The sequence below is a fragment of the Gemmatimonas aurantiaca T-27 genome, from assembly GCF_000010305.1.
GTDB lineage: Bacteria > Gemmatimonadota > Gemmatimonadetes > Gemmatimonadales > Gemmatimonadaceae > Gemmatimonas > Gemmatimonas aurantiaca.
The window spans coordinates 3,128,569-3,153,786 of sequence record NC_012489.1; the positions used below are offsets into that span (position 1 = coordinate 3,128,569).

Consider the following 25,218-nt stretch of genomic DNA (forward strand, 5'->3'; position numbering starts at 1 on the left):
CTCCTCCGCAAGAGTTACACGAATACATACATAAGAATATAGCGAACAACAGCAACCGGCGCATCCGCATGGATGCGCCGGTCTCTGCACCCTGCGACTACAACAGCGTCGCGTCGAGCGAGATTTCGGCGTTCAGCACCTTCGACACCGGGCAGTTTTCCTTGGCCGTCTTGGCCAGCGCCTGAAACTCCTCTTCGGCGATGCCCGGCACCGAGGCGGTCAACTGCAACTGGATCTTGGTGATGGTGAAACCAGTCGCCTGCTGCTCCAGGGTCAGCACCGCATTGGTCCGGAGTTCCTTGGCCGTGTGGCCCGCCTTTGTGAGCTGCCCGGACAGCGCCATGGTGAAGCAGCCCGCATGGGCGGCAGCGATCAGCTCCTCGGGGTTCGTGCCGCTGCGGCCGGATTCATCTTCAAAGCGCAGCTTGAACGAGTACGGCTGTGCATTGAGCACGCCACTCGGTGTGGTGAGGGTGCCGCTGCCTTCGCGGATGCTACCATTCCAGACGGCTGTCGCAGTGCGTTCCATATTGGTTCCTCGGCGGGGTGAACCCCCGCACATGCGGGGGCAGTACGAGGGATACGATACCCCCCGGCCCGACCCACGCCAACTGCGATCGTGCGTTGTGACGGCTGGGTGACCGCTGGGTGACGACGTCACCCCGTGGACAGCACGAACTGATTGCCTTCGCTGTCCCTGAAAATGGCCGACGTGCCCCAGGACTCGACCTTGGCCTCCTGCACCAATTCCACCCCGGCGGCCTTGAGTGCGGCCGCGGTGGCCACCACGTCTTCGCACTCGAACGACAGGTTCATGAACTGGCCGATCCACTGCTCCTGGCCCGGCGCCGTGAACAGCACCACACCGGTTTCGGCACGCGGGATGCGTAGCTCGATCCAGCGCATGCCAGGCCCCATGGGAGCGTCGGTCACGACCTTGAACCCGAGCTTTTCGGTGTAGAAGGCGAGGGCCCGGTCCTGATCGTGGACGGGAATGCTGATGAACTTCACGCGTTTGATCATGGGGCACCATCGCGTTTCCCCTGCTCGCGCGCAAGACGGGCAAGCTTTACTATGGCATTGGATTCCATAGGAGATCGTCCCATGTCCGTCGCGCTCGACCCATACGTCCTCGACACGCTGATGGCCGATCTGGTCGGCCATGACCGCCAGCCGTCGGCGTTTCTCGTGTACCTCCATTTTGTCCGGCACACCAGCGGCGCAGGCCGACAAACGGTCACCGTCGCACTGCTCGATATCGCGGAGGGCACGGGGCTGTCGAAGCGGACCGTGCAGAATGCCATCGCCTGGCTGGTGCATCGGAAGCTGGTGGCCGTCACACGGTCGACCCCTACCGCGGTGCCGACCTACCGCCCGCTCCGTCCCTGGCGTCGCTGATCGTCCCAGCACTGAGCCAATAGCGTGTGCAGGCCTCGTGCTCGGGCATTCCCTGCATCTGCGGTTCGCGGCAACTTTCTGCGAACGTTTCCCCCACCCCTTTTGCCGATGCGTCGTTCTATCCCCCTGACGGTCGCCCACACCGCCTTCACTGCCGCGGTGGTTGCTGCGGCCCCGCTGGTGTCTCTCGGTGCGCAGGCGCGGGTCGTCACCGCTGACGACTATGCCCGGGCCGAGAAGTTCCTGGGCTTCAATACGTCGCTGCTCGTCTCCAATACGGGTGTTCAGCCCACCTGGCTCCCCGACGGACGCTTCACCTACCGCGTGCGACAGCCGGACGGATCACAACCGATGATCCTGGTCGACGCCAAGGGTGCCAAGACCAACTGCACCGCGGCCGGCACCGTGTGCCCGCCAGCGCCAGCGCCGATGGGCCCTGGGGCGCCGCGCCCGACGGGCCGCGCTCCCGAGGTCCTGTCGCCCGACGGAACCAAAGCGGCGTTCATTCGTGATTGGAACCTGTGGGTGCGCGATGTGTCGACGAACCAGGAGACGCCGCTCACCACCGACGGCATCAAGGACTTCGGCTACGCCACGGACAACGCCGGCTGGGTGCATTCGAACCGCGCCCTGCTGATGTGGTCGCCCGACTCGAAGAAGATCGCCACGTTCCAGCAGGACCAGCGGAACGTGGGTGAGATGTACCTCGTGCGCACCAAGGTGGGGCACCCCGAGCTGATGGCCTGGAAGTATCCGCTGCCGGGCGACAGCGTGGTGTCGATGATTCACCGCGTGGTGATCGATCTGAGCGCAGCGCCCAAGGTGGTGCGCTTCCGCATGGGGCCCGATGAACATCGCAGCTCGGTGTGCGACCACATTGCGTGCGGCGGCAAGCTCGCCGACGTGGAGTGGTTCCCGGATGCCTCGAAGGTCGCGTTCCTCTCCAACTCGCGCGATCACAAGATCGCCACGTTGCGGGTGGCCGACGCCGCCTCGGGTGAGGTGCGCGATGTGCTGCGCGAAGCCGTGGCCACACAGTTCGAAAGCGGCGACGGCGATCAGAACTGGCGCGTGCTGCCGGCCACCAATGAAGTGATCTGGTTCTCCGAGCGCGATGACTGGGGTCAGCTCTACCTGTACGACCTCAATACCGGCACACTCAAGAACAAGATCACGACCGGTGAAGGTGGTGTGCTGTCCATCGAGCGCATCGATGCAAAGGCGCGCACGATCTGGTTCACCGCGTCGGGCAAGGAAAAGGGACGCGATCCGTACTTCCGTCATCTCTATCGCATCGGGATGGACGGCAAGGCGCTGACGCTGCTCACACCGGAAGACGGTGACCACAACATCTCCCTGTCGCCCGATGGTGCACGATTCGTGGATAGCTGGTCACGCCCGGACCTGCCGCACACGGCGCTGCTGCGCGATGCACGCACTGGCAAGCAGATCGCACTGCTCGAAACGGGCGACATCAGCAAGCTCACCGCCACGGGGTGGAAGCCGCCCACGCGCATCACGGTGAAGGATCGTGCGGGCAAGTGGGACCTGTATGGGTTGATGTGGACCCCCACCAAGCTCGACTCCGCGCGCAAGTATCCGATCATCAACTACATCTACCCGGGTCCGCAGGGTGGATCCGTGGGCAGCCGTCAGTTCTCGGCCGCCACGCGCGACAACCAGGCGTTGGCCGAACTCGGCTTCATCGTCGTGGCGATCGACGGCACCGGCAACCCGATGCGCTCCAAGTCCTTCCATGATGCCTACTACGGCCGCATGGGTGACAACACCTTGCCCGACCAGATCGCGGGCATGAAGGAGCTCGCATCGCGGTATCGCTTCATCGATCTCGATCGTGTGGGCATGTGGGGACACTCCGGCGGCGGCTTTGCCACGGCCGGCGCACTGTTCCGCTACCCGGACTTCTTCAAGGTGGGCATCGCGGAGTCGGGCAATCACGACAACCGCAACTACGAAGACGACTGGGGCGAGCGCTATCATGGTCTGCTCACCCGCAACGGCGCATCGGACAACTACGAGGCTGAAGCCAACCAGACGCTGGCCAAGAACCTCAAAGGCAAACTGATGCTCGCACATGGCACGATGGACGACAACGTGCCGCCCGACAACACGCTCCTGGTCGTCGATGCACTGATCAAGGCCGGCAAGGACTTTGATCTCATCATGATTCCGAACGCCGCGCACGGTTTTGGTGCCGCGTCGAACTACATGATGCGCCGTCGGTGGGACTATTTCGTGCAACACCTCATGGGTGCCACGCCGCCCAAGGAATTCCAGATCGGACCGAAGTAAGCGCCCGAGGCATTTCGCAGTGGCTGCAACGACATGGGGCCTGCCGTCAGTTGACGGCAGGCCCCATGTGCATGTCCTCTCTCGCGTGTCGCCTTACGGCTTCACACCCGCTGCCGCACTCGGCGCCGTGTACGTCCACGGCTGACGGGTGAGCGGCTTCTGCCGCGGATACACCTCGTCGAGCGTGTTGCCGTCGAACAGGCGGCCGTTCACCATCACCATGTTGATGGTGTTGCTGTTGCGGATGTTCTCGAGCGGATCCTTGTCGAGCACCAGCAGGTCGGCAAACTTGCCGACTTCCAGTGATCCGATTTCGGAGCCCAGACCGATGGCCTCTGCGCCCACGATGGTCGCCGAACGCAAGGCTTCGTGCGTGCTCATACCCCCCGATTGAATGAGCCACAGCTCCCAGTGCATGCCGAGTCCCTGCAACTGGCCGTGACTGCCCACGCCGATACGTCCGCCACGCTCCACCGTGGTCTTGAGGTCTTCGGCATGCTGCCACATGGCGTACTCCTCCTTCACCGCAAAGCCGGCCGGGCCAGGTGCATTGCCCGTACCGCGGCGGCGAACCTTGGTGTCGAAGTCCACCGGGTGCGTGAAGCGGCGCAGCTTCGTGTCGTTCATCAGGTCTTCGCTCTGGTAGAACCAGCCCTCGCCAAACGGGCCACCGTATTCCACGATCAGCGTCGGTGAGTTCACGACCTGCGTACCCTTGTACCACTCGAAGATGTCATCGAACTTCGGCGTGATGGGCAGCGTGTGTTCGATGCCGGGATAGCCATCGATACCATGCGTGATGTTGAGCTTCTGATCGAGACCGCCTTCGGTGGTGGGCATGATCCCCAACTCCTTGGCCGCCATGATGATCCACTGCCGCTGCTGGCGATTGCCGCTCATGTACATCTTGAGCGTCTTGGTGTCGTAGTACTTCGCGTAGCGCGCCAGGACATCACGTGCATGATCGAGATCCCGCACCTGTTCGCCGGCAAAGACACCGGGGCCGGTGGTGTAGATACGTGGGCCAATCATGTCACCGTTCTCCACGCGGTCGGCATACGACAGGAAGTCCGTCGTGGCCGTCTGCGGATCACGCGTGGTGGTCGTGCCATACGCCAGCGTGGTGAGATACTGCCACGTCTGTGTGCTGTGCACGTTCGGGGTGAGCCACTGCGGGTGATAGTGGGTGTCCACCATACCGGGCATGATCACCTTGCCTGCCACATCGATGATCTTCGCGCCGGCGGGCACCGTCACGCTGCCACGTGCGCCCACTGCCACGATGCGCTGATCACGCACCACGATATCGGCGTTCTCGATGATCTCCTTCCCCTTCATCGTGATCGCCTTCGCCCCCCGGAACACCACCACACCACGCGGAATGTCCCGTGTCGCCGAGACGGCGATACGTGTTTCGGTGGGCTTGTAACCCGGCGGGGTCTTCTTGGTGGTATCGGCCTTGGCGATGGAATCGGCGCGCGTGATGCTGTCCTTCACCGCCTTGGTGGTGTCGGCGCGCAGGCGAGCCTTGCGGCGATCTTCCTGCTTGAGCGAATCCTCGACGACCTTGGCGCGATCGAGATCGTAGGTGAAGAGCGCATTGCCCAACGCCCAATGGATCTTCTTGCCATCGGCCGACCAGGTGCCGAACTCACCGCCTACGGTGTTGAGCTTCTTCACCGGCACGGCCGCGCTGCGCGGATCGACAATGCTCACGGTGGGTGCCGTCGCACCGATTTGTGGCACGGTGATGGTGTAGAAGTCCATACCAACCACCGCGAGCGCCTGATCACCACTCGGCGCCATGAGGATCATGGCGGCTGGCGGTGCCTGCGGCGGTGCGGGCTCGGCATCATCAAGGTGTGTACCGGCACCAACCGGTCGTGCGGCACGACCACCGAAGTTGAACTGTGCTTCCTTCGCCACCAGTGCCGCGTCGAGGTTGGCACCCGCGCCCGGCGGTAGTGGTCCGGTGACACGCAGGTGGGTCTTGAGGTCAGTACCATCCCAGCGGAATGACTGCAGACCGCCACCGCCGCTGTAGGCGAAGATGCGGGTGCTGTCCTTCGTGAAGTGTGGCGTGTTGATACCACCCGCCGGCATGATCAGCGTGGAGGCACCACCCGTCGCCGGAATCCATACGAGATCCGCGGCTGCGGGGCCGAAGAATGCGGCGCCCGCTTCCTGCACTTCGCGCGCGGCGGCCCGTGTGGCCACGATACGATTGCCCGTCGGGGCCCAGGCGAGATCGGTGTACAATCCGCCGATCGTCGACAAGGTACGCGTGCGCCACCCGCGCGTGCCATCCACATCGGCGCGCATGATCTGGCCACCGCGGCTGTCTTCCCACGTCACATACGCGAGGGACTTGCCGTCGGGCGACCACACCGGACTGAACTCACCCACCGTGGCATTCGACACACGCGCCGGCTTGTTGTCGGCCACGTTCATCGTCCACACACGATCGAGCGCCACGAAGGCGAGCTGCTTGCCATCGGGTGACGGCTGCACGTCGCGGATCTGCCGCGAGGTGAAGGTCGTGGCCGTGTCGATCTTGTAGGCGAACTTCACTTCGGGTCCCATTTCGAGCTTCACTTCCGCTTCGAACGGAATCTTGGTGGGGTTCGTGCGATCGACTGGCACGCGCCACAACTCACCACCATACGACACCACAATGGCCTTGGAGTCAGGCGTGAAGCTGTAGCCGGGATAGGCATCCATCGGCGCGCGCGATTCCATGTCGTCACGCTGCACCGGGAACGCCAACCACTCTTCCTGCTGCGTCTGCAGGTTGCGGATGCGCAGCCCCGTCTTGGTCTCGAAACGGGTGGCATATACCAACCACGTGCCGTCGGGCGACAGCGCCGGACGGGCGCCCGAGCCAAAGCGTGTGGTCATCTGCGACGCGCGGCCTGTCTCACGATCCCACACGGCCAGTTGATACTGCGGTCCGATGGCGTTGTACTGCCAGTCGCCGGTGCGCGTGGCGTACCACAGATAGCGTCCGCCCGCGCCAAACGCCGCGCCGAGTTGCTTCTGCGTGGCGGCCGGTGCCGGCAGGATGGACAGCGGCACACCGTTGCCACCATCCACATGGTACATCCACAGTTTCGCAGCGCCACCGAGGCCGCCTCCACGCGACACAATCACGTACTTGCCGTCGGGATCGAACTCCGGCGAGACGTACATGTTGTTGTTGCCACGGGTGAGCTGCGTGGTGTCCTTCTGATCGAGCGACATGAGCCACACGTTCTCGCCACCGGAACGGTCGGAGACGAACACCACCTTCTTGCCATCAGGCGAGAACCGTGGCTGCGCGTCGTAAGCCATCCCGCTGGTCAGGCGGGTCGCCTTGCCGCCGCCAATGGGCAGCGTGTAGAGGTCGCCGAGCAGATCAAAAATGAGCTGCTGGCCATCGGGCGACACGTCCACCGACATCCACGTGCCTTTGGTCGTGGTGAAGGTGTGTGTCCGGGCCGTTTTGAGGGGCAGCGTGGTGGCCGCCGGTGCTGCGGGCGTGCCTTGTGCGGTCAGTGCCGCCGCGGGCGCCATGAGGCCTGCGGCAATGAGCGCCGCGACCACCGTGGTGGCCGCGAGCGGACTCCGAACCGCTGCCATGTTAGGCCAAGCGGTACGGAAAGGGACGGGAACGGTCATGCATTCTCCAGGGAAGTGGCCAACACCCAATTCTACGATGGGACACCTTCATTCGTGTCCTTAGATTATCTGGAATGGACAGACTTTTCCTGATGATCGGGGCGCTCTCGGGCGCCATCAGCGTCGCGGCCGGTGCCTTCGGATCACACGGCCTTCGGGCGCGACTCGAACCGCGCCTGCTCGAGGTCTTCGAGACCGCGGCCCGCTACCAGATGTACCACGCCCTCGCACTGGTCGCCGTGGCCTGGGCGGCGAGCCGCTGGCCTGGTTCGCTGACCAACGCCAGCGGTTGGCTTTTTGTGGCCGGCACGGTGCTGTTCTCCGGATCCCTGTACGGATACACCCTGACCGGGGTGCGCACGCTCGCCATGATCACCCCCATCGGTGGGGTGTGCTTCATTTTGGGCTGGATCTGCCTGGCCTTCGCCGTACGCAGCACCTGAGCACCCCACACATGCCGCACCAGCACCGCTCATGATCATCGACGAATGAGCGGCAGCGTTTCCGTCAGCGCGCTGCAACTTGGCGCGATCGCGGCAATCTCTGCTGTGAGTGGCGCTGCCAACTCCATCGCCGGTGGAGGCACGCTGCTCACCTTCCCCGCGCTGCTGGGCATGGGTATTCCCGCTGTGTCCGCCAACGCGACCAGCACGGTGGCCCTCTGGCCTGGCTCGCTGGCCAGTATGGTCGGCTATCGCCGCGAATTGGTGGGCGCAGAACGATGGGCACTTCGGCTGGCCATTCCGAGTGTGCTTGGCGGTGGCCTTGGTGCGTGGCTCCTGCTCGTCACCAGTGAAGAGCGCTTCAGAGCCATCGTACCATGGCTCGTACTGAGTGCCACGGTGCTGTTTGCTGTGCAGGGACCGGTGATGCGGTGGCTGCGCGGGCGCATGACTGCGGCCCCGCTCGCCAGTCGCCCGATTGATCCCACCATCGGCATGTTGCTCGCCCAGTTTGGCGTCGGCATCTACGGTGGCTACTTCGGCGCGGGAGCCGGCATTGTCATGCTGGCAGTGTTTGGCTTGATGGGACTCACCAACATTCACCAGATGAATGGGCTCAAGAACTTCAATGGCATCTGCTTCAATGGTGTGGCGGCGATCACATTTGCGGTGATGGGACTGGTGCATTGGCCCATCGGATTGGTGATGGCCATTGGTTCGAGCATTGGTGGTTACCTCATGTCCGGACTCGCACAGCGTGTGCCGCAATCATGGGTGCGCGCGGCGGTGTCGTGTATCGGATTCGCCAGCGCATTGTGGCTGTTTCTCACGCGTTAGTGCCCATCGCGTGCCTGTGATGCTCCCAATGGCCCACTGGCGCGACTGAGAACACGCGCCTTTCTTAGACGCCATGAGTCCCGTGCAATCCCTGTGGCGACGTGTGTTTGGAAAAGAGATGCAACGTCCCGATTGGCTCTCCAGTCCGGGATTGATTGCCGCCATGAGCATTGGCGTCCTTTCCATCGCACTCAATGTCGTCGTGGCGCGGCAGTTGGTGCGCATCGGCAGTGATGCGCGGGCCCTCACCGATTCCTGGATTGCACGAACCGCCAGCCTGAGTGCGCTGCAGGATGGCCTGCGTGATTTCCGCCAACAGGAAGCGCAACTCGCGCTGAACGCCGAGTCGTCACCGCAGCGTGTGTACGTGGATTCCCTGGAGAAGCTGCGCGAACACTGTGAGTCGGCGCTCGTGCGCGTGGCCGCGCTGTCCGCCACGCCAGCCGACGCGCAGCAGTCCGGCTCTCTGCTCCGCTTGTGGAATGTGTATGGTCGCCAACATTACACGGCGCGTGGACTGCCCACGGGAGAAGGGAGTGCCGCCCTCCAGGCCTTTCGTGAACGAGAGTCCACGTATGTCGCACTGACCAATCTCACACGCGTCACGCGCGATGCGATGACGGTGAGCGCGGACCGACTCACCGCGCGCAGCCGCCGCTCCACGGAAACGTCCGCCGTTTTGCTGATCGGTAGCATCCTGCTCACCATTCTGGCGGTTGTGGTGGCAGCGGCGCTGCGTCGTTCGACGAGAGCGCGCGAAAGGGCGGAACGACGCTTGCGCGGCCTGACCGACCACTCGCTCGGCATCGTGTGGGAGATCGACTCGCGGGGGCGGCTGCGCTTCTGCTCGAACTCGGGCTTCGACATGTTGGCTCGTGACCGGGAGTCCGTGATTGGCCGACGCGCCCTCTCGCTGCTGCTGCGTGAAGATCGCGAAACCGCGCTCGTGGCCGCCTATCGAGCGGCGGAGTCCGGGAAGCCACTGGGCGATCTCGAAGTGCGTGTCCAGGCCGGTGATGGCTCCATTCACTGGCTCGCGATCAGCGGGGAAGTCCTCACCCGGCGCGACGGTGACGGCGACGCGCCCCGATTGGCCGGCGGTCGTGGTCTCGCAGTGGATGTGACCCGACGACATCTCGCCGAGCAGGCATTGGCGCAGAATCGCCGTCTCGAGTCACTGGGCACACTGGCCGGTGGTGTGGCGCATGATCTCAACAATGTGTTCGCCGCCGTCAGCAGCTACGCGCAACTTGCCCGACAGCAGGCGCACGGTCAGGTGACGCTCGAAGAAGATCTCACCGCGATCGAGACGGCGGCGCAACGCGGCACCTCGCTGGTGCGGCGTGTGCTGCAGTTTGCCCGTCGGCAGACCCGTGAGCCCCGTGTCGTATCGATGGTGGAAACCGTGCGCGAGGTCGTGCAGTTGTTGCGCCCCCAGACCCCGCCGCATGTGCATATCGTGGTGGAGCTGCCACGTGGCGACAGCCATGTGATGGCCGATCCCACCGAACTGCACCAATTGGTTGTGAACATCGCCAGCAACGGTCTGCATGCGATGGCCTCACTGGGCAGCGAATTGCTGGTTCGAGTGGCGCGCGACGATTCGCACATCACGCTGACCATCACCGATGACGGTTCCGGCATGGCACCGGATGTTCTCGAACGTGCCATCGAGCCTTTCTTCACCACGCGCGCGGTGGGTGAAGGCACCGGCATGGGACTCTCGGTGGTGCACGGGATCGTGGAGGCCCTGAACGGCACTCTCACCATGACCTCACGCCAGGGTGTCGGCACGACGGTCACGGTGACCCTGCCGCGCGCGCAGACCGCACAGCAGCTATTCATCGAGGGGACCAGCACCGTGGGTACGCGCAGCGGTGGTGTGCGGGTGTTGCTCGTGGACGATGATGAACATGTGCGCGACGCGGTGAGCCGCATCCTGCGTCACGCCGACTGCGAGGTGGAAGCACACCCCTCCGGGACATCCGCCCTCAACGTGCTGCGCACGGATCCCACCCGCTACGATGTGGTGATCACCGACTTCACCATGCCGGGCATGAGCGGATTGGAGTTGGCAGAAGCCATTCAGGCGCTGCCGTATGCACCACCGCTGATCATGGTCAGTGGCTATCTCGATGATGCCACAACGGCACGAGCACATGCGCTGGGCATCGCGCATGTGCTCGACAAACCGGTACCGCGTCAGTTGCTGATGAACACCATCGCCGACGTTACTTCACCGACACCTGCTTGATCATGCCATGTGCGAGGTGCGGCTTGCCGTCCTTGCCATCCGGTGTGAAGCACATGAGGGCGTACTCACCCACCGGCACGTCCACCGAAAGGTAGACCGTCGCACCGGGCAGAATGTCGGTGATACCACCAAACGGGATGCCCGGCGGCGCGCCCTCCGGCTTCTCGGCGAACTGCGCCATCTGCATCGGCGTCTTGCCCGGCAGGAGTTTGGCGAGGAAGAACTCGTGCGGCTGCTTGCCCGTGTTCTTGACCGCAATGACATGTTTGCCCGGCGAGAGCGGCTTCGAGAAACCAAAATCGTAGTCGGACAAGGTCAGCGTGACATCGGCTGTGGGCGCCGGCGCCTTGTTGCTGGACGGCGTGACCGTGAGCGCCTTGATCATGCCCTTCATGACATGCGGCGGGCCGCCTGGGCTGGGAATGACACAGAGGGCCACATACTCACCCGCCTCGAGCGTGCTGGTGAAAACCGTCTCGGTGGCCGATGCATTGGGGCCACCCACCGGCTTCATCCAAGCGGGCGGCGGACCACCGGCTTTGAACCACGCGAGCACATCATCCGGCTTCTTGCCCTTCTCGACCTTCACGAGATAGAGGTGATGCAACTCCTTGCCCTTGTTCACGAACCGAATGGTCGTGAGTCCGGACGGGATGCTGGCCGGCATGTCGAACGCATAGTCATTGGCGACCACCGATACGACATTGGCACCGGCCACGGCCGGGATGGCGGCGACTGCGGCCGTGCGCGGTACGGCCGCTTGCGCCGCCGTGCGCGGCACCTGCGCGGTCAAGGAAGTGGAAAAGACTGCCACGCTGATCGACGCAGTGGCGAGACGCAAGGAATTCAACATCGAAACCTCAAGACAAGAGTTCAGCCGCGCACCAGCACACACGCCTACCCGACATTCGCCGGCGCTGCGGCACGATTGATTCATGGAGTCCGTCTGTACGTGCGACACCCGGGTGTGGGTTTCACAAACGGCACCGAACGGTACATCGTCGAGAGGTACTCGGCATGCGACGCTTTCGTCACATCTGCGGCGAGGTGAGATTGCAGCATGTCACGCGCGTTCGTCAACGAAGATGCGGGCCCACCGGAGCAGCGGCCAGACTATGATCTGCCGCCGCGCGATGCGGTGGAGTTTCCGGCTGCGGCCGCCAAGGCGCTGCTCAATGGTGCACGCGCGGGAGACACCGTGGGCGCGGAAGACGCGACGGGGCTCCCGTGGGGAACGCCTGAGCTTGTACCGCAGGTGCGAGCGATCCTTGCCCAGGCACGGGTGGACGGCGACGATCGCCTCGAGCAACTGGCCGAGCGCTACCTGCGGGCCGCCGGCACGGAGGAGTAGTCTGTTCCAATAGAAGGGGCGGCAGACCACTAATTCCGATTGATTGTATCTGCTATCTAGACTAGACTTCTCGTGTTGCACTAAACGAGAACGATTCTCATCTAGATCGAGCGATGTCTACTTCTGCGATTTTCCCGCGAGCCTGGCGCCCCATCGGCCGCCTGCTCGCCGTAGCGACGACTGCCGTCGCGGTGACCGCCTGCTCCACCAGCGACGTCACCGCGCCCCCGGCCCCCTCGGCCGGTGCGTTCACCGTCGATGCCACCACCCAGTGGGTGTACGTCAGCCTCGCGGACAGCGCCGTGGTGACGCCGACGCCCAGCAGCGGACAGTCGTCGGCGTGGGACATTGCCTTCAATGCCACGAACGTCATGCTGAATGGCGGTCAGGCCGGCCCCGGTGGTGTGATGGGCTTCTGCGTCTGCCAGAACGCGTCGCGCAATCCGACCAACGCGGAATGGCTGGCGATGACCCCGGCTGGCGAGAAGGCGGACTTCGATTCGCTGACACGCACGCCCAGCGGCGCCACGTTCGTGACCGACCAGCTCACTCCCGCCATCGGTGGGTTCTATCGCGGCAGTGGCACCACCGCGACGGCGAACCCCGACTCGGTGTATTTCGTGCGCTATGCCGACAGCACCGGCTTCGCCAAGGTGCGTGTCACGGCGCTCACCACGCCGTCGGCCACGACGCCGGGTCAGGTGACGATCGAGTACGCGCTGGCTGGCAATGCCGACGCCGCGTTCGGCACGACGCGCACGGCGCAGATCGATGTGTCCACGGGGGCCAAAAACTTCGACCTGAATTCGGGTCAGGTGAGCACCAGTGCCACCGACTGGGAACTGCGCTTCGACGGCTACACCGTGCGTGTGAACGGTGGCGCGAGCGGCCCGAGCAAGTCGGCTGCCGCGAAGATCACCGATGCCACCTTTGCGGCGGCGACGCCGGCCAGCACCGTGGCCAATGCGTACCGCGCCGATGTGTACGCCGGGATCTTCAATACCGCGCGCTACTACCGGTACAATCTTGCCGGCGACAACCGCATCTCGCCGTCCTTCGATGTGTACCTGATCCGCCGCGGCACACGCACCTACAAGCTGCAGATCATCAACTACTACAACTCGACCGGCAGTTCGCGATACATCACCTTCCGGTATGCGCAGCTCGCCGAATGAAGTCCCCTGCATGGTTGACGTGTCTCGTTGCCGGTGGTGCGTGTCTGCTCGCGCCATCGGCACCGGTGTTTGCCCTGATGCCGATTCCGGGTCCGGGCACCGTGTCGGGGCGCGTGGTGGATGCGTCCGATCGCCATGCCATCGTTGGCGCAGAAGTGCAGTTCCTTGGCCCCGACACACTCACCCTGCGTACCGACGCCCAGGGCACCTGGCGCGCGCAGCGGGTGACACCGGGCCGCTATACGGTACGCACACGGGTGCTCGGATATGCGGCATCCACGGTCACGGTGGTGGTGGCCGATGATCAGCAGGTGGAGCGCACCATTGCGCTCGACGCCACACCGCTCGCGCTCGACCAGGTGGTGGTCACCGCTGCGCGTCGTGAACAGCGTCTCAAGGATGCGGTGGTCACGACCGAATTGATCAGCCGAGCGGATATCGAGCGCACGGGCGCCACGGATATCGCATCCGTGTTGCTCGAACAGACGGGCATCGAACTGCAGGGCGGCCATCCGGCTGGCACGGGTGTGATGCTGCAAGGCATCGGCTCCGAGCGAGTGCTCGTGTTGCTCGATGGTCAGCCGATGGCGGGTCGCATTTCTGGGGTGTTCGATATCTCGCGCATTCCCGTGACGATGATCGAACGCGTGGAAGTGGTGCGCGGTCCGCAGTCGACGCTGTATGGCACCGACGCGATGGGTGGGGTGGTGAACATCATCACACGCACGGCGCCCAAGTCGGCCGGTCCGCTGTACGGGCTCGGGGTGCGTGGCACGTTCGGCACGCAGGCGCGCACCGATGGTGCCGCCAGTCTCACCTACTCGCAGGGTGCACTGAGCGCGACCACCGATCTGTCGCGTCGTCAGACCGCAATGACGCCTGGTATGTCTGGCACCGTGGGTGCGCAGACCGCCCGCAGCGATGTGGCCGCAAAAATCCGCTACGCTCCAGACAGCAGCAAGGCGCTCGAAGCCAGCGTGCTGGGCCTCGATGAGCGTCAGCGCTGGCTGGCCGGTTCGCTCTACAACTTCGGTGACAACCGGCAGTGGAGTGGGCGCCTCAACGGCACAATCACTCCCGACGTCGCGCGCCGGCACCGCGTCAGTCTCACACTGTCGGGATCGAACTACGATCACCTGCAGCGCGCCAGCACCGAAACGCGACCCATTGCCGGTGACACGGGATCACGTCAGATCCAGCGCGTCTACCAACTCGATGCCATCTACAACGCCCGCCTCACCAACGCGGTCGCGCTCGATCTTGGCACGCAGGTACGTCGTGATAAAGTGGAAACCGAGCGGGTGCTTGGTGGACGTCGCGATATCACGCTGTATGAACCGTATGCGCAGGTGGAAGCTGCGCTCACGCCAACACTGTCGGTGGTGCCCGGCCTGCGCCTCACACAAAACTCGCAGTGGGGTACACACCTCACCCCGCGGGTCGCGGCACGTCAGCGTCTGGGCGAGCATCTGACGCTGCGCGCATCGTATGGCACCGGCTTCCGCGCGCCGGACTTCAAGGAGCTCTACATGCGCTTCGTGAACTCCAGCGCCGGCTATGCGGTCAACGGCAATCCGGATCTGCGTCCGGAATCGTCACGCAACGTGATGGGTGGCGCCGAATGGGCCACGCCTCGCAGCTATGTGCGTGTGCAGGCGTTCCGCAACGATTTCGTGGACTTCATCGAAACGCGTGCCGTGAGTGCCCCCGGTGCACCGGCCATCTACGAGTATGGCAACATCTCCGATGGCTCCACACAAGGATTGGATCTCGAGAGTGGTTTTGCGCTCGCCGGATTCCGCGGCGAAGGCAGTATCTCCACGCTCTCCACGCGCGACGACAACACCGGCCGCTCCCTGCTCAGCCGCCCGGACTTCTCGGCACGGGCCACGGTGGGTCTGCCGGCCATCTTCGATGTGCGCGTGAGTTTCACCGGTGTGTATACCGGCCGCACGCCGATGGAGCGCGACGAGACCACGGGCGCCATCATCAGTTGGCGCGAAGCGTATCCGCGCCTCGATCTCCGCGTGGCACGCCGCATCGGCCTGCTCACGGGAACCCCCGAGCTCGTGTTCGGCATGGACAACGCCTTCGACACGCAGCCCGCACAGTGGGCCGGCTTCAACCGGCGCCACATCTACACCTCATTCTCCTGGACCTTCAACCGCACGCCCACGCGATGAACGCCGTGAATACTTTTTCCCCGACGCTCCGCCGCCTTTCGGCGGCCGCCGCTGTGGCCCTCGCGGTCGTGGCACCTTCCGCTACCCCTCTCGCTGCGCAGGCAGCCGGCAAGACCGGCGTGGTCGTGGTGGCGCACGGCGGTGATTCGCTGTGGAACGCCCTCGTGCGTGAAGCCGCCATGAAGGCGAAGACCGAGGTGCCGGTCGAAGTCAGCTTCCTCATGAGCTTCGGCGCCACGCAGGCCCGCTTCCAGGACGCGGTCGCCAAGCTCGAGTCGAAGGGTGTGTCCCGCATCGTGGTGGTGCCGATGTTGGTGTCGAGCCACAGCGGCCACTACGACCAGATTCGCTATCTGGCCGGCGAACCGATCGAACTCGACAAGGACATGGCGCATCACCTGCACATGGCCGGTATCGAGAAGCCCAAGACGTCGCTGCCGATCATCGTCACGCCGGCCATGGACAACGCGCCGCAGGTCGCTCAGGTCCTCGCGGATCGTGCCAAGGCGCTCGCTCCCAACCCGAAGGAACGGGCACTGCTCATCGTCGGCCATGGTCCGAACTCGGCGGAAGACTACGCGTCATGGATGGAAAACCTTCGCTCCGTCGCCGACTCGGTGAAGGCCATGACGGGTTTCCGTGATGTGCGTGTCGAGCTGGTGCGCGACGACGCCCCGGCGCCGGTCCGCGCGGAGGCGGTGAAGCGCGTGCGTGAGCTCATCGACCTGCAACAAATGGCCACGGGCAAGGACGTGATCGTGGTGCCGGTACTGGTCTCCAAGGGCAGCGTGAGCCGCGACAAGGTGCCGGCCGACATCAAGGGTACCCCGTCGGTCTACTCGGGCGAGCCGCTGCTGCCGCACGAGGCCATGTCGCGCTGGGTCGAACTGCGTGTGCGTGATGCGGGCAAGACGCCGGCGAAGACGGCCGAGAAGAAGGCCGCTGCCGCTCCGGCGCATCCGCACGATCGCTGAACGGTGAGTGGCAGAGCGCGGTGAGCAGCGTGTGACGAGCGATCCGCATTGCAGAACGCCGCATCGGATGTCACGTCCCTGATACCACGAAGGCCCCGAGCATCTGCCCGGGGCCTTCGTACATCGAGCAGGTTGATCGCTCAGCGATACAGGCGGTACTTGTCCGCACGCTGATGGAAGCGCGTGAGCTCGGGGGTCCATGCATTGAAGATCTGCTGCGGGGTGTTGCCCGCGACGAGCATGGTCTTGAGACGCGGCGTGGCGGCGAGACGATCCATCACCGCGTCTTTCCATTCGAGCTTGTCGGCGTGCAGCGCGTTCACCGCCCACATGAGGGCCACACCGGCACGATAGGGCTTGAAGGCCGCGCGATCCGTGACATGCAGGCGAATGCCCGGCAATGACTGCCCGGAGAACGCGGGCGGGCGACCATGGAACGAGCGCTGGGTGGGCGTGAATGACTCCGCCGTGAAACGCGTCCCTGGCAGATTGAGTCCGTTGAGCATGGCAACGGCCCGATTGTTGTCGAGCCAGGGCGCACCAATCAGCTCGAACGGATAGTCACTGCCACGCCCTTCGGACAGGTTGATCGACTCGAAGAGGCACGTGCCGGCGTACGCCACCAGCGACGAGAACGCGACCAGGTTGGGCGATGGCTTGTGCCACGGCAGGCCGGTGTCGTCGAACCACATGTCACGCGTCCATCCCTTCATCGGCACCACATGCACGGTGCCCTTCACGCCCCCGCGCAGCAGGCGCTCACCGTCGTAGAAGCGCGCGAGTTCGCCCGGCGTCATGCCGTGCAACGCCGGAATGGCCGTGTACGAACCAAAGCGGTAGAACGACGCACTGTCGGCGACAAAACCGTCCGCTCCGCGTCCCCCCAGCGGATTGGGGCGATCGAGCACCACCACCGGAATCTTCTTCTCTGCCGCAGCTTCCATCACGAAGCCCAGGATGTTGACGTGCTCGTAAAAGCGCGCGCCCACTTCCTGAATGTCGTAGATGATGACGTCCACCCCGTCGAGCATCTGCGGCGTCGGCTTGTGCACCTCGCCATAGAGACTGTACTTCGGGACCCCGGTCGCACTATCCACCGCATGTTCGGGATCGCGCTGGAGCGAGTAGTCGTTGCTGCGAATGTTGTATTCCATGCCGAACAGCGCCTTCAGACGCACGTTCAGGCGCTTCCCCGCCCCTGAGTGCAGCGCATCGGCGAGATGGGTGCCATCAGCGAGTCGGCCGCTGTGATTCGACACCAGCGCCACCGATTTCCCGCGGATGAGCTGGCCGTATTCGGTGAAGAGCCGATCGGCTCCCATGACGAGCGGAGCGCGGGCGGGGGTGCGGGCGGCGGCTGTCCCCTGCGCAGTGACCGGTTGCAGGGCGGGCGTCGACAGCGCGAGCACGGCCAGCGCCATGCGGGACAGTCGAACGACGGATGCGGATCGGGAGAGAGCGGGACGGTGCACGGCAGGGCGGGTGGAGGCGTGGGACTGAAGGATCTTTATGGCTAGTGTGGGGGGAGACGGGGCACCAGTGCCGAGGGGGGATGGGAGCTGGGGCTACGGGAGCTGGGGCTGCGGGAGCTGGGGCTGCGGGAGCTGGGGCTACGGGAGCTGGGGCTACGGGAGCTGGGACTACGGGAGCTGGGACTACGGGAGCTGGGACTACGGGAGCTGGGACTACGGGAGCTGGGACTACGGGAGCTGGGACTACGGGGAAAGGCGGGAAACGACGGAGACTACGGCTCTCAGTTTCCCGAGCAGTCTCCCTGTGCTCCGGTGGCCTGTGCAATCCTGTCCCATGAGAACGCCGCGATCGCGGCATCGGCGTGTGCGGTGAAGAATGCGCCTCGCGGGAATTTCCCAAAACCACGCTGGGTGAGGGCAACACCATCCGTCGTGTTCGTCACCGGGCCAGCGAAACTCGCCACGTGCGCGAAGGTGTTGCGGTCGAACAGGTGGAACGTGTTCACCGTGGCCCCCTGATCGGTGGTCACCCAGTAGCCTGCATCGGCTCCACAGCGATACAGCGCAATGCCCTCCGCCTGCTGCGGGAAGTAGCCGCGCCCAAATACCGTGCCGGTGAATCGCCCATCGCGCGAATACACCTTGATATGTGAATCGGTCTCCAGCTCCTCGGCCAACAACAGGCGGTCGTGATCCGGATCCGCCAGGATCGATTCCGTCACACGAATGGCGCCGGCGGATGTGGTGTCGCCAAAATCACGTACGTGCGTGGCGACCAGACGGCCGTTGCGTAGGGCCACACGATACTGCTTCACACGTGCGCCCAGGTCGTGCAATGCCGGAACCTGCTCGTCGGCCGTTTCGTAATTGTCGGTGACGTAGACCATCCAGCCACCCGCCGTGTCTGGTAGCGCGGTGAGGCCATATGGCTTGCGCAGGCGATCCACACCGAACACACCCGCTGGCGTGAAAGAGGGCAACACAAAACCCTGTACACGGTGATTGTCGCGCTCCACCACCAGCAACAACGAATCCCCCACAACCAACACGCCATTCGGGCGCGCCAACTGGCCCTCACCGGAGCCGGGGCCGCTCACGCGACGCAGCTCCTTGCCGGTATTGGCATCGAGTACGATCAGCACATTGGCCGTCTTTGCCGAGGCGATGATCCACGACGCGCTGTCCGCGCCGAAATACACGGCGGGGCCATCCACATTGGCCGCCGTATCGAGCGCACTGATCCACGTCTCGACCACACGCGCCGTATCCGTGCGCGCTGTGGGAGCGTGCGTGAGTGCCTTGGTGGAGTCGACGGCCGTCTTGCCGGTGTCGCCCATGCAGGCGACAAGACCGGTCACTCCACCGACCATCGCGATCCTACGTAGAACACTGTTCACGGACGGAACCGGAGACCGAGCTGCAGCGACGGCCGATAGAACTCGCGCTGACGCATGCGATCCGGTGCACCCTGGAACGTGCGGTACGGGGCATTGGTCAGGTTGATCGCTTCGGCGTACACCTGTGTGCTCGACGTGAAGAAGTAGGACATCGAGAGATCGAGCTGACTGCGGCTGTTGGCAAAAAGGTCGTCACCTTCTTCCTCACCCAGCTCGTCGATGAAGTCACCCACATGATTGAGACTGACCTGCCCAGAGAAACCGTACTTTTCGTAGCTCACCGCAATGTTGTACGCCCGTGAGGACTGCCCCGCCAGTCGAGTGACCCGACCGTTCGGCTGGGTGGCCCGGGAGTCGGTGTACGTGAAGTTCGAATACAACCCGAGTCCGCTCAACACACCGGGCAACGAGGTGAAGCGCTGTTGCCATGCCAGCTCGACTCCGCGAATCTCGCCATCTTGCGCGTTCACCGGTGTCGTGGTTTCGCCACCGAGTTCGTTGTCGAGCGTTTGTGAGAACACCGGATTGGTGAGCTGCTTGAAAAACACGCCCGCCGAAATCACACCGACACGCTGGTCATAACGTTCGATCATGAGATCGTAGTTCCGCGCCAGCATCGGCTTGAGCTGCGGATTGCCCGTCTCCACGTCCTCCCCATCCACAATACGATATGGGACCAGGTCGAAAAAGTTCGGGCGGAAAATCGTCTGGGTATACGCGGCTCGCACATTGGTCTGGTCGGCAATGCGGTAACGCAGGTGCGCCATCGGAAAGAGATTCGTGTAGTTGTTCTTCGCCGACATCGGTGACAGCGTCTCCTCTTCGGCGTCGAACACATTGCCGTCCGACTCGAGCTGCGTCTGCTCAACACGCACGCCCGGCAGGAACAGCAGGCGAGGCGTGAGATTCAGCTCGGCGGACACATAGCCGGCCAGTACCCGCTCGCGCAGATCGAAGGCTTCGCTCTGGGCTTCCAGGTCGGCTTCTGGCGACGACAGCATGGAGTGAAAGCGCGTCGTGAAATCGGACACGTCGGACGCGCTCGTGCGGAACGGCATGGCATAGCGACCGGCCGAGAAGGCAGCGTTGTCGAAACGGCTGCCGATGTCGCGACCCAGCACGAGATCACCATCTTCGAGTTCCGTGGCGAAGGCATCCAGCACCTGATCCTTATGCCGATCTCGCGCCTTCGCCCCGACACGCAGGCGACCTGTGGTGCTCGTGCCCAGGCGCAGTGGGAACGACAGGTTGAACGCACCCACCAGGTCCCGGTTGCGTGTGAGCGACGAACCATACTCCATCTCGTCGAACGCGTAGGTGCCAGCCAGCGCCGCGGCGGAGGGATTGGGCTGCGGACGGTTCACATCGGCACGCGATGGCGAGAACGCCACGTCCTCCTGCAAAAAGCCGAATTCCCTATCGAACGGCGTGTCTTCCTGTGATCGCGTGGCTCCGGCGCGATAATCGAGTTGAATGCCACGCGGCAACTGATGCTCCGCGCCGGCCAGCACATTCAACGTACTGATCTTTTCCAGGCGATTCTTGTGCAGGTACGCCAGTTCGCCGTCTTCGATAAGATGCGCCTGCACGCGTCGCTGTTCCTGGTCCTGCAGTTCGGACCACAACCCGTTCACATAGAAGGTCGTGCGCGCATTCGGACGGAAGTCGAGCGAGGCGGTGGACCCGGTGCGCTGTCGCCAGAGTGAATAGTGCCGCACTTCGAGCTCGTTGAGCGCATCGTCGTCATAGTCTGGCTCCACACCATCCGACCCGAAGTTGCGGCGTCCGTACGAACCCGACAGCAGCCAACCGAAACGCCCGTCGGCACTGCGATCGCCATAGGTTACGGCGCCTAGCCCCGATCCCTGTTCGCGAATGGCCGCGTAACCGCCAGAGAGCTCTGCCGTCACGGTGCGACCAATTCCGGGACGCTTCGTGATGAGATTCACCGAACCACCCACCGCATCGGCGTCCATGTCCGGCGTGATAGCTTTCGACACCTCGACAGCGGCCAATACCCCCACCGGCACCGCGTCGAGCGCAATCTGCCGCGAGCTCGCTTCCGGTGAACCGATCTGCTCTCCATTCACGGTCACCTGTGTGGTTGCCGCCGATGATCCGCGCAACTGCACATAGCGCCCTTCACCCTGATCACGCTGCAAGGCCACACCGGGAAGTCGCTGCACCGCTTCGGGAGCCGACGCATCGGGGAAGCGCCCCATCTGGTCGGCCGCCACCACATTCTTGATGTTGGCGGCATTCTGTTGGCGTGACAGGGCTTCCGCCTGCCCACTCGCGCGCACGGTGACGGCACTGAGCACGACACTTTCGAGATCGGCCGTCAGTGTGGTGGTTCCGCCCGTCGTCACACTCACCGTGATCGTTCGTGGTGTCCGCCCGAGATAACTGATGCGCACCCGCAGTTCGCCAGCAACCACTGGGGCGAGCACAAAGCGCCCTTCGTTGTTGGTGGTCACGGTGAGGGTGGAACCCACCAACGTGACCTGGGCGCCGGGCAACGGGACCTTCGATTCCGAGCCACGCACCACGCCGGCCACTCGACCTGTGCCCTGCGCGGAGAGCAGCGTCGGAGCCGCGACCGCCAACAACAGCGCCGCGAGAGCCAGAAGCGTGAGCGTCTGCGTGAACGCTTGCGCGCAGGCTTCGACAACACGACGAACCACGGCACGGCCAGACCATGCCCATGTGGGACCAACGACCATGAGGTCTCCAATACCGGAAGCCAACCAAGAGTCCTGCCAGGCAGGTCAGAACGCTCAAAGGTTGGATCTCATGTTCCCTGACTCTGTGAAGACCGCGTAACACCCTCGTCAACGTTCCCGGATCGAGCGGTTCGCCTGCACTCCTGAGCCATTCACCACATTCGTCCGGCAATCCCCCATGTCGCCGCTGCCCGGTTGTCGGCATGGCATTCATGCTTGAGGAGGCCCCGGATCGTGGAGGACATCGCCTTCGCATCGGGTCGTCAGCCTGTAGCCGGGAGATCGCACGATGGCCGTATCGTTGACCGTCAATGGCAAGATCGTCCGCCTCGATCTGCCACCAGAGACGCCGCTGCTGTGGGCGCTGCGTGACGACCTGGATCTGGTGGGCGCCAAGTTCGGCTGCGGTCGCGGACAGTGCGGAGCCTGCACCGTTCAGGTGAATGGTTCCATCGCACGATCGTGTACCACGCTCCTCGGCCGTCTCGAGGGCGCGCGCGTCACGACGATCGAAGGCTTGTCGGTTGATGGATCGCACCCACTGCAACGGGCGTGGTGCGAGCTCGACGTGGCGCAGTGTGGCTACTGCCAGGCAGGCCAGATCATGGCCGCCTCGGTGTTGCTGTCCCGCACGCCGCAACCCACAGACGCCGAGATTGATGCCGCGATGTCCGGGAATCTGTGCCGATGCGCCACCTACCATCGCATCAGGGCCGCCATACATCGGGTGACTTCGTCCGGAGCCACCACGGGATCGCCGTCCACATCGCCTTCCACGTCACGACGCGAGGACGTGTGATGCGCAACGTCCCCGACACCACAATCGACCGACGTGATTTCCTGCGCGTGAGTACGGCCACCGGCGGCGGATTGCTGCTTGGCCTCTACCCCACCCTGCCCCACGGCGAGCCCACTTTCACCGGTGATTCGCATGAAAGCCCCGACCACACGGGCCGCATAGCAGACTTCCGCCCCAGCGCCTTCATCACCATCGCCTCCACAGGCCTGATCACCCTCACCGTGCGTAATCCGGAAGGTGGTCAGGGGATGAAGACCATGGTGCCCATGCTGATCGCCGAAGAACTCGAAGTGGCACTTGCCGATGTGGTGGTGCAACACGCTCCGGCCGATGCCAAACGGTATGGACGGCAGTTCTTCGGAGGCAGTTCAGGTATACCAAGCAACTGGGAAGAAATGCGTCAGGTGGGGGCCGTGGCGCGCGAGCTGCTCATCACGGCGGCGGCGCAGCAATGGAACGTGCCCGCCAGCGAATGTGAGGCACGTTCCGCTCAGGTGCACCATCGTCCGTCCGGTCGCTCACTGCGTTACGCGCAGCTTGCCGACCGCGCCGCCACACTGCCCGTGCCGGAGTTGCGTACGATACGCCTCAAGGCACCCGATCAATACCGCATCATCGGCAAACCGGTTGCCAATGTCGATGGCCCGGCCATCGTGACCGGCAAGCCACTCTTTGGCATCGATGTCAAGTTGCCCGGCATGCAGTATGCCGTTTTTGCCAAGTGCCCTGTTCGCGCCGGCAAAGTGCGCACCGCCAATATCGACGAAATTCGCACCATGCCTGGGGTACGACGCGCATTTGTGGTGGAAGGCCAAGACGAACTGTCCGGACTGCTGGGTGGTGTGGCCATCGTAGCCGACCGATGGTGGCAGGCGCGTGCCGCTCAGCAAGCGTTGCGCGTGGAATGGAACGAAGGGCCGACCGCCCAGCAAAGCAGCGCGAACTTCGTGACGCGCGCGGCGGAGCTTGCCGCCGGTGAATGGGGGGCCGTGCTCCGTCGTGATGGCAATGTCGAGCAGGCATTTGCCGAAGCACGTCGCACGGTGGAGGCCCGATACGAATATCCATTTCTCTATCACGCCACCATGGAGCCCATGAACTGCACCGCGCACTACCGCGATGGGGCATTGGAGATCTGGGCGCCGTCACAGCATCCGGAAGGGGCTCGTCAGCTCGTCGCCCAAACACTGGCCATGAGCGAAGACCGCATCACCATCCATCAAGTCCGCATGGGCGGGGCCTTCGGCCGGCGGTACTTCCATGACTTCGTGGTGGAAGCGGCGTGGATTGCGCGGGAGACTGGTGTGCCCGTCAAGTTGTTGTGGCCTCGCGAAGACGATGTACAACAGGGCTTCTATCGCCCTGGAGGCTTTCATCATCTGCGCGGTGCCGTGGATGCAGCAGGGCATGTCACGGCGTGGCAGAATCACTTTGTCACGTTCGGTGACAACGGGAGACCGATGTTCGATGCGGGTTTGAACGGCACCGAGTTCCCCGCGCGTTTCATACCGAACTTTGCAGCCGGCATGTCCATGATGCCGTTGGGCATTCCCACGGGGCCGCTGCGTGCGCCCTTCGGCAATGCCATGGCCTTTGTCATGCAGTCGTTCATCGATGAACTGGCTCACGCCGCAGACCGGGATCCGCTCGAGTTCCGGCGCGACCTTCTGGCGCAACCGCCGATTGCGGCGGTGCCGGACTACAATGTGGCACGCATTCGCACGGTGCTCGACCTGGTGGCCGAGAAATCCGGATGGGCCACACGAAAGAAGGAACCCGGGCGTGGCATGGGCATCGCGTTCCACTACAGCCATCGCGGTTACTTCGCTGAGGTGGTCGATGCCTCGGTCAGCGCCAACCGGGCGGTGAAGGTACACCAGGTATGGGTGGCGGGTGACGTCGGACGTCCCATCATCAATCCCAGCGGTGCCTTGGGTCAGGTACAGGGCTCGGTGCTCGAAGGACTGGCCCAGGCCATGGAACAAGCCATCACCTTCGACCGAGGCCGTGTGACGCAGACCGGATTCCGGGACTATCCGGTATTGCGACTGCGCAACGCGCCACCCGTAGACGTGCACTTTCTAAAGAGCGCGAACGCGCCAAGCGGTATGGGCGAACCGTCCCTCCCGCCGGTCATCCCCGCACTCTGCAATGCGATCTTCGCCGCGACTGGCGAGCGGGTGCGTACGCTGCCGCTGGCAAAGAGTGGCTTCCGCTGGGCCTGATGGTCGCCTGTGACGAA

General features: G+C 63.9%; 18 protein-coding genes. 11 read left to right on the forward strand and 7 right to left on the reverse strand.

The genetic code is table 11. The features are described from left to right. Positions 1-97: 97 nt before the first annotated feature. Together GAU_RS13675 and GAU_RS13680 are read right to left on the reverse strand one after the other, a co-directional pair. Positions 98-529, reverse strand: coding sequence for an OsmC family protein (locus tag GAU_RS13675; protein WP_015894473.1), 432 nt, complete (start codon positions 527-529; stop codon positions 98-100). 128 nt (positions 530-657) lie between these two features. After that, a complete protein-coding gene (locus tag GAU_RS13680) occupies positions 658-1,023 on the reverse strand; it encodes a VOC family protein (RefSeq protein WP_015894474.1) in 366 nt (121 codons plus the stop codon). 81 nt (positions 1,024-1,104) lie between these two features. Between GAU_RS13680 and GAU_RS13685 the strand changes: the two genes are divergently transcribed. Both GAU_RS13685 and GAU_RS13690 read left to right on the forward strand, forming a co-directional pair. Beyond that, positions 1,105-1,398 carry a helix-turn-helix domain-containing protein gene (locus tag GAU_RS13685; protein WP_015894475.1) on the forward strand — a complete coding sequence of 98 codons (294 nt, stop codon included), beginning with the start codon at positions 1,105-1,107 and terminating at the stop codon, positions 1,396-1,398. 108 nt (positions 1,399-1,506) lie between these two features. Next, positions 1,507-3,711 carry a S9 family peptidase gene (locus GAU_RS13690; RefSeq protein WP_052574455.1) on the forward strand — a complete coding sequence of 735 codons (2,205 nt, stop codon included), beginning with the start codon at positions 1,507-1,509 and terminating at the stop codon, positions 3,709-3,711. A gap of 93 nt (positions 3,712-3,804) precedes the next feature. Here the strand turns inward: GAU_RS13690 and GAU_RS13695 are convergent, their stop codons facing one another. Beyond that, the gene (locus tag GAU_RS13695; protein ID WP_015894477.1) at positions 3,805-7,329 is read right to left on the reverse strand and encodes an amidohydrolase family protein; all 3,525 of its coding nucleotides are present in this window, start codon (positions 7,327-7,329) and stop codon (positions 3,805-3,807) included. A gap of 113 nt (positions 7,330-7,442) precedes the next feature. Between GAU_RS13695 and GAU_RS13700 the strand changes: the two genes are divergently transcribed. From GAU_RS13700 to GAU_RS13710, 3 genes are all read left to right on the forward strand, one after another. After that, on the forward strand, positions 7,443-7,811 hold the full coding sequence (locus tag GAU_RS13700; protein ID WP_015894478.1) for a DUF423 domain-containing protein: 369 nt from the start codon (positions 7,443-7,445) through the stop codon (positions 7,809-7,811). 45 nt (positions 7,812-7,856) lie between these two features. Next, a complete protein-coding gene (locus GAU_RS13705; protein WP_015894479.1) occupies positions 7,857-8,648 on the forward strand; it encodes a sulfite exporter TauE/SafE family protein in 792 nt (263 codons plus the stop codon). Between the two features lie 73 nt (positions 8,649-8,721). Continuing rightward, on the forward strand, positions 8,722-10,902 hold the full coding sequence (locus tag GAU_RS13710) for a hybrid sensor histidine kinase/response regulator (protein ID WP_083765651.1): 2,181 nt from the start codon (positions 8,722-8,724) through the stop codon (positions 10,900-10,902). On the opposite strand, the gene GAU_RS13715 is transcribed toward GAU_RS13710, so the two are convergent. Then, on the reverse strand, positions 10,880-11,755 hold the full coding sequence (locus tag GAU_RS13715; RefSeq protein ID WP_015894481.1) for a hypothetical protein: 876 nt from the start codon (positions 11,753-11,755) through the stop codon (positions 10,880-10,882). The two genes, GAU_RS13710 and GAU_RS13715, sit on opposite strands and share 23 nt — an antisense overlap. Positions 11,756-11,962: 207 nt before the next feature. Between GAU_RS13715 and GAU_RS13720 the strand changes: the two genes are divergently transcribed. The 4 genes from GAU_RS13720 to GAU_RS13735 all read left to right on the forward strand — a co-directional run bounded on the left by GAU_RS13720 (position 11,963) and on the right by GAU_RS13735 (position 16,585). Continuing rightward, positions 11,963-12,253, forward strand: coding sequence for a hypothetical protein (locus GAU_RS13720; protein WP_015894482.1), 291 nt, complete (start codon positions 11,963-11,965; stop codon positions 12,251-12,253). Positions 12,254-12,366: 113 nt separating this feature from the next. Then, entirely contained in the window at positions 12,367-13,428 is a 1,062-nt protein-coding gene (locus tag GAU_RS13725; RefSeq protein WP_015894483.1) for an HmuY family protein, read from the forward strand. Further along, positions 13,425-15,611 (forward strand): TonB-dependent receptor, encoded by a 2,187-nt coding sequence (locus GAU_RS13730; RefSeq protein WP_015894484.1) that lies wholly within the window; start codon positions 13,425-13,427, stop codon positions 15,609-15,611. The genes GAU_RS13725 and GAU_RS13730 overlap by 4 nt, the downstream gene beginning before the upstream one ends. 5 nt (positions 15,612-15,616) lie before the next feature. Continuing rightward, a complete protein-coding gene (locus tag GAU_RS13735; protein WP_169307688.1) occupies positions 15,617-16,585 on the forward strand; it encodes a sirohydrochlorin chelatase in 969 nt (322 codons plus the stop codon). A gap of 140 nt (positions 16,586-16,725) precedes the next feature. Here the strand turns inward: GAU_RS13735 and GAU_RS13740 are convergent, their stop codons facing one another. The 3 genes from GAU_RS13740 to GAU_RS13750 all read right to left on the reverse strand — a co-directional run bounded on the left by GAU_RS13740 (position 16,726) and on the right by GAU_RS13750 (position 22,177). Further along, complete coding sequence (locus GAU_RS13740; RefSeq protein ID WP_169307689.1) at positions 16,726-18,057, reverse strand: exo-beta-N-acetylmuramidase NamZ family protein; 1,332 nt, start codon at positions 18,055-18,057, stop codon at positions 16,726-16,728. A gap of 281 nt (positions 18,058-18,338) precedes the next feature. Beyond that, on the reverse strand, positions 18,339-19,427 hold the full coding sequence (locus tag GAU_RS13745; RefSeq protein ID WP_070105005.1) for a phytase: 1,089 nt from the start codon (positions 19,425-19,427) through the stop codon (positions 18,339-18,341). A 23-nt stretch (positions 19,428-19,450) separates the two neighbouring features. Beyond that, entirely contained in the window at positions 19,451-22,177 is a 2,727-nt protein-coding gene (locus GAU_RS13750) for a TonB-dependent receptor (protein ID WP_041265538.1), read from the reverse strand. A 289-nt stretch (positions 22,178-22,466) separates the two neighbouring features. Between GAU_RS13750 and GAU_RS13755 the strand changes: the two genes are divergently transcribed. After that, the gene (locus GAU_RS13755) at positions 22,467-22,976 is read left to right on the forward strand and encodes a (2Fe-2S)-binding protein (protein WP_015894489.1); all 510 of its coding nucleotides are present in this window, start codon (positions 22,467-22,469) and stop codon (positions 22,974-22,976) included. Further along, positions 22,976-25,201 (forward strand): xanthine dehydrogenase family protein molybdopterin-binding subunit, encoded by a 2,226-nt coding sequence (locus GAU_RS13760; RefSeq protein ID WP_015894490.1) that lies wholly within the window; start codon positions 22,976-22,978, stop codon positions 25,199-25,201. Before GAU_RS13755 ends, GAU_RS13760 begins: the two co-directional genes overlap by 1 nt. Positions 25,202-25,218: the final 17 nt, after the last annotated feature.